The following is an 8699-nucleotide window of genomic DNA, read 5'->3' as shown; positions in this document are numbered from 1 at the left end:
GAGCGTTCCGGCCCCGCGAGTTGAACGTTCCCGACGCGCGAGTTGAGCGCTCACGCCCCGCGAGTTGAGCGTTCACGGTGCGCGAGTTGAGCCTTCGCGGCCCGCGAGTTGAGCGTTCGCAGCGCGAAGTCGAGCGTCGGCAGCGCGCGAGTTGACCGTTCACGGAACGCAAGTTGAGCGCTCGCGGCGCGCAAGTTGAGCGTCCACGCTGCGCGAGTTGAGCATTCGCAGCGCGCGAGTCGAGCGCTCCGAGCGCGCGAGTTGCGCGCTCCCAGCGCGCAAGTTGACCGTTCCCTGCGCGCGAGTTGACCGTTCCCTGCGCGCGAGTTGACCGTTCCCTGCGCGCGAGTTGACCGTTCCAAGCGCCCGAGTTGAGCGTTCCCGTCGCGCGAGTTGCGCGCTCCCAGCGCCCGAGTCGAGCGTCCGCAACGCGCCGACAGGCACCGGCGTCAGCCGCCCGCGGGGAGCAGTTCCGCGCGTAGTTGCGAAGCCGTTGACACCACCAGCATCAGCAGCGTGCCCAATGCGGCGATGTCCAGGCCCTGCGCGGGAAACGCGTACCGCAGCGTCAAGTCCAGACCGCGCTCGGTGTGGGTCACCCCGAGTGTGCCGAACAGACCCTCCCCGGCGCGTTCGGCCGCGGACGCCGCCAGGCCCGGGGTGTCCGGCAGGTCCCATGCCACGACACACGTCAGGCTCAGCACTGTCAAACCCTCGGCGAGCTGCGTGGACTGAATGACAGCGGGCACCCCGGCATGCGAGAACGTGAGCGCACCATCGTCATCGACACGCACCTCGAGGTACCGCTCCAGCGCCTCGCGCGCGCGGCCCAGCAGTTCCGCGGTGTTCGCGGCTTCGGTCGTCATTTGGCACCCTTCGCGGCGTCGACGGCGGCACCGAAACGGCGGTCCCGCTTGGCATACTCCAGACACGCCGCCCACAACTGGCGCCGGTCGAAATCGGGGAACAGGGTGTCCTGGAAGACGAACTCCGCGTACGCCGACTGCCACAGCATGAAGTTCGACGTGCGCAGCTCACCCGAAGGCCGCAGGAACAGATCCACATCCGGCATTTCCGGCTGGTACAAGTACTTCGCGAGCGTCTTCTCGTCGACCTTGTCCGGGTTGATCTTGCCCTCGGCGGCCAACTGCGCGATCTTCCGTGCGGCGTCACCGATTTCCGCGCGGCCACCGTAGTTCACGCACATCGTCATGTTGAGCGCCGTGTTGTCCCGCGTCTTCTCCTCGGCCGCCTGCAGCTCCTTGATGACGCTGCGCCACAGCTTCGGCGTGCGCCCCGCCCACCGGATGCGCACCCCGATCGAGCCGAGGTAGTCCACCTGCCGGCGGATCGTGTCGCGGTTGAAGCCCATCAGGAACCGCACCTCTTCGGGGCTGCGTTTCCAGTTCTCCGTCGAAAACGCGTACACCGACAGCCATTTCACGCCAAGTTCGACCGCGCCGCTGGCCACGTCGATCATCACGGCCTCGCCACGCTTGTGCCCCTCGATCCGCGGCAGCCCACGCTGGTTGGCCCAGCGGCCGTTGCCGTCCATGACCAGCGCGACGTGGTTCGGCACCAGCTCCGGCGGGATCTCGGGCGGACGCTCTCCGGAGGGGTGCGGATCCGGCGCCCGCCGCTGCGTGACCGTCGCCTGGCGTCCCCTGCGCAACACCTGATTCGCCTCCCGTCGCTTGGGGTTCCGCCGTCCGACAGTACCCATGCGTGAGGCCTGCCCTACGGCCGCATCGCTACCCTACGTGGGCACGAGGAACGTGAGGCTGGAGGGAGCGATTGTGAGTGCCGATGGCGAACACGCACCGGCGGCCCCTGCCGACATCGACCTGGACCGTCCCAGCACGGCCCGGATCTACGACTGGTATCTGGGCGGTACCAGCAACTACGCGGTGGACCGGCATTTCGGCGAGCTGGCGGACAAGCAGTTCCCGCTGATCAAGCCGCTGGCCATGTCGAACCGGCAGTGGCTGGGCCGGGTGGTGCGGGCGGCGCTGGACGACGGCATCACGCAGTTCCTCGACCTGGGTTCCGGCGTGCCGACGGCCGGGAATGTGCACGAAATCGTGCGCCGATACGCGCCCGAGAGCGCCGATGCGCGCGTGGTGTACGTCGACTACGAAGGGGTCGCGGTCGCGCATTCCGAGCTGATGCTGGAACAGCAGGACGCCACCGGCTGGGCCGGGATCGTCCGCGCGGACCTGCGTGAGCCCGACATCGTGTGCGAGCACGAAACAACCAGGCGGCTGCTGGACTTCACCAAACCCGTGTGTGTGCTGATGGTGTCGGTACTGCATTTCGTGGGCGGCGCGGACAATGTGCCGCGCGTGATCGACCGCTACCGGCGCCGCATCGCCCCCGGCAGCTGGCTCGCCGCGAGCCACATCACCACCGACGACGCCCCGGCCGGAGGCGCGGCGCAGATCAGCGCGCTGGCGGAGTCGTACCGCAACACGCAGAACCCGGCGTGGCTTCGGGACCGGGCGGAGTTCACGTCCTGGTTCGGCGAATTCGACCTGGTGGAACCCGGCGTCGTGCACCTGACCGACTGGCGCCCGGACCACCCGGACACCCTGTTCCCGGAACTCGAACCAGCCGCCGTCCGGCCGTTCTACTGGGCCGGCGTCGGGCGGGTGCGCGAGCGCTAGTTCGCGGCCGCTTCCCTGGACCGCCGCTCCACCAAGGGCAGCGACCGCAGCTGGCGTTCCAGGTGCCACTGCAGATGCGCCGCGACGAGGCCGCTCGCGTCGCGACGGGTGCCGTGGACGGAGGCCTCCGCGACATCCCAGTCGCCGTGCAGCAACGCCTCCAGCAACACCAGCACCTCTGGCGCCGGATGCACCGAACCCGGCGCCCGGCAGGTGCCGCACAGCGATCCGCCCGCCGGCACGCTGAACGCCTTGTGCGGACCGGGAAGCCCGCACCGCGCGCATTCGGTGATGGCCGGCGCCCAGCCCGCGAAAGCCATGGCACGCAACAAAAACGCGTCGAGCACGAGCGAAGCGTCCCGCCCGCCGTCGGCGAGCGCGCGCAGCGCACCGGTGACCAGCAGATACAACCGCAGCGCCGGTTCGCCTTCCTCCGCCGTGAGCCGGTCGGCCGTCTCGGCGATCGCGCTGGCCGCGGTGTAGCGCTGATAGTCCCCGACCAGTGGCAGGGCGAACGCGTCCACGGTCTGCACCTGGGTGATCACGTCGAGCGTGCGGCCGGTGTAGAACTGCACGTCGACATGGCCGAAGGGCTCCAGTCGCGCACCGAACCGCGAGGTGGTGCGGCGCACGCCCTTGGCGACGGCACGCACCTTGCCGTGCCGGCGGGTGAGCAGGGTGATGATCCGGTCGGCCTCACCGAGCTTGTGCACCCGCAGCACCACACCGGTGTCGCGATAGAGGGTCACCGTGACATTCTCTCATCCCCCACCGACAAAACCCGGTAAGCGCAACTCGCACACACGCAACGCGCAACTCGCGCACCGGGAACGCGCAACTCGCGCGCATGGAACGTTCGACTCGCGCGTTAGAAGCCTAGGCGGCGGAGTTGTTTCGGGTCGCGTTGCCAGTCTTTGGCGACTTTGACGTGCAGGTCGAGGTATACCTTCGTGCCCAGCAGGGCTTCGATGTGGCGGCGCGCCCGCGAGCCGACCGTGCGCAGCCGTTCCCCCTGGTGGCCCAAGATGATGCCCTTCTGGCTGGGCCGCTCGACATACAGCAACGCGTGCACGTCGAGCAGATCGTCCCGGCCCTCGCGGGGCAGCATCTCCTCGACCGTCACCGCGATCGAATGCGGCAGCTCGTCCCGCACGCCCTCCAGCGCCGCCTCGCGGATCAGCTCCGCCACCAGCGTCTGCTCGGGTTCGTCCGTGAGGTCCCCGTCGGGATACAGCTGCGGGCCTTCGGGAAGCCGCGTCACCAGCAGGTCTTCCAGCTGCTTGACCTGAAAGCCGTCGACCGCGGACACCGGGATCAGCTCGGCGAAATCCAGCACGTCCTGCAACGCGAGCAACTGGTCCGCGATCTGCTGACGGCCGGCGAGATCGGTCTTGGTGACGATCCCGATGACCGGGGTGCGCTTGGCGATCTTGCGCAGCTCGCTCGCGATGAACCGGTCACCGGGACCGACTTTTTCGTTGGCCGGCACGCAAAATCCGACAACGTCCACTTCGGACCAGGTCGAGTACACGATGTCGTTGAGCCGCTCGCCGAGGACTGTGCGCGGCCGGTGCAGACCGGGAGTGTCCACAATGACCAGTTGCGCGTCGTCGCGGTGCACGATGCCGCGGATCGCGTGCCGCGTCGTCTGCGGTTTGCTGGAGGTGATCGCGATCTTGCTGCCGACGAGCGCGTTGGTCAGCGTCGACTTCCCGGCATTGGGGCGGCCGACGAAACAGGCGAAGCCAGAACGGTGGATCACCGCAGGACCTCCTGGACCGCACCCTTGGCGTCCGCGCGGAAGATCGGCGCCGACGCGGCCAGGTCACGCACCGCGCGCACCGAAGCCTCGTCCACCACACCGTCCGTGACGACCGCCGCGGCCTCCAGTCCCTCGGCACCGCTGGACACCGCGGCGGCGATCGCCGCCTGCAACGCGGTGATCCGCAACGACGGCAACGCGACGGTGACGGCCGCGTAGGTACGGCCGTCGGTGTCCCGCACCGCGGCGCCCTCGGCGGCCTGCGTGCGCGCACGGGCCGATCGGGCGAGAATCACGATCTTCTCGTCTTCCGGCGCCAGCTCAGACATCCTCAACGCTCCCGTCCCGCTCATCCTGGTCTCGAAGCACCCTACGTGGGGCCGCGGACTCGGCGGCACGCACCACGACCGTCGTAATCCGCATCCGGCCGCGGCGGTCCTTGCCGCCCTCCGCGCGCAGATGCAACCCGTCCACTTCGGCCTCCGCGCCGGGCAGTGGCACCCGGCCGAGCCGCTGCGCGAGCAGCCCGCCGACGGTCTCGACGTCGTGATCGGACAGTTCGATACCGAACAGCTCGCCGAGATCGTCGACGCCGAGCCGGGCCGACACCCGGACCGCGCCGCCTTCCAGGTGCTCGACCGGCGGCCGTTCCTCCTGGTCGGACTCGTCGGTGATCTCCCCGACGATCTCCTCCAGGATGTCCTCGATCGTCAGCAGCCCGGCGGTGCCGCCGTACTCGTCGACCGCGATCGCCAGATGGTTGTGCGAGCGCTGCATGTCCCGCAGGAGATCGCCGAGGCGCTTGGAGTCGGGCACGAATGCCGCCGGGTACATCAGGTCCGCGACGGGCTTCGCCGCACCGTCGTCCAGCGCGGCCCGCACCAGATCCTTGAGGTTGAGCACCCCGACGATGTCATCGACCGACTCGTCGATCACCGGGACGCGGGTGAACCCGGTGCGCAGCGAGAGCGCCAGCGCCTGCCGCACCGTCTTGTCCCGCTCGATCCAGATGATCTCCGTGCGCGGCACCATGACCTCGCGGGCCACGGTGTCGCCCAGCTCGAACACCGAGTGGATCATCTCCCGCTCGGCCGGCTCCACCACACCGCGTTCCTGCGCCAGATCGACCAGCTCGCGCAGCTCGATCTCCGAACTGAACGGGCCCTCGCGGAAACCCTGCCCCGGCGTGATCGCGTTGCCGATCGTGATCAGCAGGCGTGACAACGGGCCGAGCACGGTGCCGAGCGCGCGCACCACCCCGGCCACCGCGGCGCCCACGCGGTATGGGTGCTGGCGGCCGATCGTGCGCGGGCCCACCCCGATCAGCACGTAACAGACCACGACCATGACGACCGCGGCGACCACGACCGCCGCCCACTCCGGCGAAATCCAGCGCAGGAACACCACCGTGACCAGCACCGTCGCGGTCAGCTCACAGCCCAGCCGCAGCAACAGCAGCAGATTGATGTGCCTGCGACGTTCGGCGACGACGGCTGCCAGCCCGCGCGCGCCGGGGACGCCCATCCGGATCAGCCCGTCCACCCTGGCCGGGGACACGGTGCTGATCGCCGCATCGGCCGCGGCGAACACCCCACCGAGCAGAACCAGCGCGACGGCGATCACCAGCAGGGAAGCCGAACTCGCCATCGGCTAGGTGTTCTCCACGGTGTCGTCCGCGGCATTCAGCCCTGCCGCGCCCAGCAGACGATCGTCACTGGACCGTTGCGCGTCCCGCCGTTTGGCCGCCGACACCGCGGTCTTGAAATCGGCGAGGATGCGCTTCTGCAACCCGAACATCTCCCGCTCCTCGGCGGGCTCGGCGTGGTCGTAGCCGAGCAGGTGCAGCACGCCGTGCACGGTGAGCAGGTGCAGTTCGTCCATCAGCGAGTGACCGGCCGTGCGGGCCTGGTCCTTCGCGAACGCCGGGCACAGCACGATGTCCCCGAGCAGCGCCGGTGACGTGTCCCCCGCGTCGGGACGGCGGGCGGAGTCCAGCTCGTCCATCGGGAAGGCCATCACGTCGGTGGGCCCTGGCAGGTCCATCCAGCGCACGTGCAGATCCGACATCACGTCGAGGGTCACCAGCACCACCGAAAGCTCGGCGAGCGGGCTGACCTCCATACGGTCAAGGGCGAACCGGGCGGCGGAGACGATGGACTTCTCGTCCACCGCCATCCCCGACTCGTTGGCGATTTCGATGCTCATGACGGGTTAATGGCGGCCTTTCCAGCCGTTGGTGCCTTCCGCGGCGTCCTGGGTGGACTGCCACTTCTCGTAGGCGTCCACGATGTCCCCGACCAGCCGGTGCCGGACCACGTCCTGGCTGGTCAGCTGGGCGAAGTGCAGATCTTCCACGCCTTCGAGGATGTCCCGCACGATCCGCAGGCCGCTGCGCTGGCCGGACGGCAGGTCGACCTGGGTGATGTCACCGGTGACCACGATCTTCGAGTTGAACCCGAGCCGGGTCAGGAACATCTTCATCTGCTCGGGCGTGGTGTTCTGCGCCTCGTCGAGGATGATGAACGCGTCGTTCAGGGTACGGCCGCGCATGTACGCCAGCGGCGCGATCTCGATCGTGCCGGCCTGGATGAGCCGCGGGATCGAGTCCGGGTCGACCATGTCGTGCAGCGCGTCGTAGAGCGGGCGCAGGTACGGGTCGATCTTCTCCGACAGCGTGCCGGGCAGGAAGCCGAGCCGCTCGCCCGCCTCGACGGCCGGGCGGGTCAGGATGATCCGGGTGACCTGCTTGGCCTGCAACGCCTGCACGGCCTTCGCCATCGCCAGGTACGTCTTGCCGGTACCCGCGGGGCCGATCCCGAACACGATGGTGTGGTTGTCGATCGCGTCGACATAACGCTTCTGGTTCAGCGTCTTGGGCCGGATCGTGCGCCCGCGCCGGGACAGGATGTCCATGCTGAGTACTTCGGCAGGCGATTCCTTGCCGCCGGCCGAGAGCATCCCGACGGTGCGGCGCACGGTGTCGGGGCCGACCTGCTGGCCACGTTCGGCGAGGGTGACCAGTTCGGCGAAGACACGTTCGGCGAAGGCGACGTCGGCGGGCGCGCCGGTGAGGGTGACCTCGTTGCCGCGCACGTGGACATCGGCTTCGAGCAGCTCCTCCGCCATTCGCAGGTTCTGGTCGCGGGAGCCGAGCAGGGTCAGTGCTGCCGTGTCGGGGATCGGGAACCGGGACTGCGCGCTCCGCGACATGCGGTCGGCGATCTCGGTTTTGGCTTCTGGGACGTCCGAGTGGACGTCGGATCGGGCGGCTCCACCCTGTGCGGTTCCGGCCACGTGCTTTCGGGCCTGCTTTCTGCGCGTGCGCTAGTCGGCGGTGTTGTCATCCATGATGCTAGCGGCACACACCCCCGCATCGCAGGTGGTTATGGAGTGTTGTGAAAGTGGCTTGCGTGGCGGTGCGGGTGGCGGAACCTGAGGCGGTGTCAGTTGACGGCCCACAGCAAGCGGCTCCGCCGCTTAAACAAAAGCCTAGTCGGACCGCCCGAACAGGCCCAGTGGCTCGCCGCCCAGGACGTGGGCGTGGACGTGGAAGACGGTCTGCCCGGCGTCACTGTCCGTGTTGAACACGACGCGGTAGCCGGTGTCCTTGATTCCCTCGATTTCGGCGACCTTCGCCGCGGTGGCGATGACGTCCGCCAGCAGCTGCGGGTCGGCCGCGGCCAGCTCGGCCACGTTGCGGTAACGCGTGCGCGGGACGACCAGCACGTGCACCCGCGACTGCGGCCGGATGTCCCGGATGGCGAACGTAGTGTCGTCGGAGTACACGACATCGGCGGGGATCTCCCCCGCCATCATCCGCTCGAACAACGTCTCGGCGTCACTCATGCCGACAGACTAGCCACCCGGGCGGCCGCCGACGCGACGGCCGTCCCGCTATCCGTAGTCCACTGTGGACTGTCGCTGCGGGGTGGCGGCGTCACCGGGTTCTCGAGAGTGCGGGACGCGCACGCCGGCATGCTCGCCGGTGCCCGGCGCGAGGGTGCACCGGATCCTCGTCCGCACGCTCCGCGGTGCGACGCGTACCGATTCGGCTTCCCAGGACCTGGCTTGCTGCTCGAACGCCTCCGCCGCCGACCGCACCGCCGCCCGCAGCCACCACGGCAGGGCGCCCGCCGTTTCGAGCTCCCGCCATGCGCAGGCCACGGCCCGTGAAGTCTCCACCACGTTCGGCCCCGCAGCGGCCGAATACCGGCGATAGGCGTCCTCCCAGGCGAGGATCAACCCTGTGCCCACTCTGTCCACGTCATCCTCCG

11 protein-coding genes are annotated in these 8699 nt (G+C 69.0%); 1 reads left to right on the top strand and 10 read right to left on the bottom strand.

What is annotated here, in order from left to right:
* Positions 1-449: 449 nt before the first annotated feature.
* Both GKO32_RS11105 and GKO32_RS11100 read right to left on the bottom strand, forming a co-directional pair.
* Positions 450-866 carry a hypothetical protein gene (locus GKO32_RS11105; protein ID WP_154756729.1) on the bottom strand — a complete coding sequence of 139 codons (417 nt, stop codon included), beginning with the start codon at positions 864-866 and terminating at the stop codon, positions 450-452.
* Positions 863-1675, bottom strand: coding sequence for an isoprenyl transferase (locus GKO32_RS11100; RefSeq protein ID WP_312867799.1), 813 nt, complete (start codon positions 1673-1675; stop codon positions 863-865). The genes GKO32_RS11105 and GKO32_RS11100 overlap by 4 nt, the downstream gene beginning before the upstream one ends.
* A 121-nt stretch (positions 1676-1796) precedes the next feature.
* On the opposite strand from GKO32_RS11100, the gene GKO32_RS11095 reads away from it, so the two are divergent.
* On the top strand, positions 1797-2663 hold the full coding sequence (locus tag GKO32_RS11095) for an SAM-dependent methyltransferase (RefSeq protein ID WP_312867798.1): 867 nt from the start codon (positions 1797-1799) through the stop codon (positions 2661-2663).
* Here GKO32_RS11095 and recO read toward each other — a convergent pair.
* The 8 genes from recO to GKO32_RS11055 form a co-directional block, all read right to left on the bottom strand.
* Entirely contained in the window at positions 2660-3412 is a 753-nt protein-coding gene (recO, locus tag GKO32_RS11090; RefSeq protein ID WP_312867797.1) for a DNA repair protein RecO, read from the bottom strand. The genes GKO32_RS11095 and recO overlap by 4 nt on opposite strands.
* Positions 3413-3531: 119 nt before the next feature.
* The gene (gene era, locus GKO32_RS11085) at positions 3532-4425 is read right to left on the bottom strand and encodes a GTPase Era (RefSeq protein WP_312867796.1); all 894 of its coding nucleotides are present in this window, start codon (positions 4423-4425) and stop codon (positions 3532-3534) included.
* The gene (locus tag GKO32_RS11080; protein ID WP_154756726.1) at positions 4422-4754 is read right to left on the bottom strand and encodes a cytidine deaminase-like protein; all 333 of its coding nucleotides are present in this window, start codon (positions 4752-4754) and stop codon (positions 4422-4424) included. The genes era and GKO32_RS11080 overlap by 4 nt, the downstream gene beginning before the upstream one ends.
* Positions 4747-6072: a hemolysin family protein gene (locus GKO32_RS11075; RefSeq protein WP_154756725.1), complete on the bottom strand. Its 1326-nt coding sequence runs from the start codon at positions 6070-6072 to the stop codon at positions 4747-4749. Before GKO32_RS11075 ends, GKO32_RS11080 begins: the two co-directional genes overlap by 8 nt.
* A 3-nt stretch (positions 6073-6075) precedes the next feature.
* Complete coding sequence (ybeY, locus tag GKO32_RS11070) at positions 6076-6630, bottom strand: rRNA maturation RNase YbeY (protein WP_154756724.1); 555 nt, start codon at positions 6628-6630, stop codon at positions 6076-6078.
* A gap of 6 nt (positions 6631-6636) precedes the next feature.
* Entirely contained in the window at positions 6637-7719 is a 1083-nt protein-coding gene (locus GKO32_RS11065) for a PhoH family protein (protein WP_312867795.1), read from the bottom strand.
* 195 nt (positions 7720-7914) lie between these two features.
* The gene (locus GKO32_RS11060; protein WP_154756722.1) at positions 7915-8271 is read right to left on the bottom strand and encodes a histidine triad nucleotide-binding protein; all 357 of its coding nucleotides are present in this window, start codon (positions 8269-8271) and stop codon (positions 7915-7917) included.
* Positions 8272-8319: 48 nt separating this feature from the next.
* Positions 8320-8688, bottom strand: a complete 369-nt coding sequence (locus tag GKO32_RS11055; RefSeq protein WP_154756721.1) for a hypothetical protein — start codon at positions 8686-8688, stop codon at positions 8320-8322.
* Positions 8689-8699: the final 11 nt, after the last annotated feature.

The organism is Amycolatopsis pithecellobii (assembly GCF_009707865.1).
In the GTDB taxonomy this organism is placed as follows: domain Bacteria; phylum Actinomycetota; class Actinomycetes; order Mycobacteriales; family Pseudonocardiaceae; genus Amycolatopsis_E; species Amycolatopsis_E pithecellobii.
Note: the sequence above shows the minus strand (reverse complement) of the source record. Positions and strands in the feature narration are given on the sequence as shown.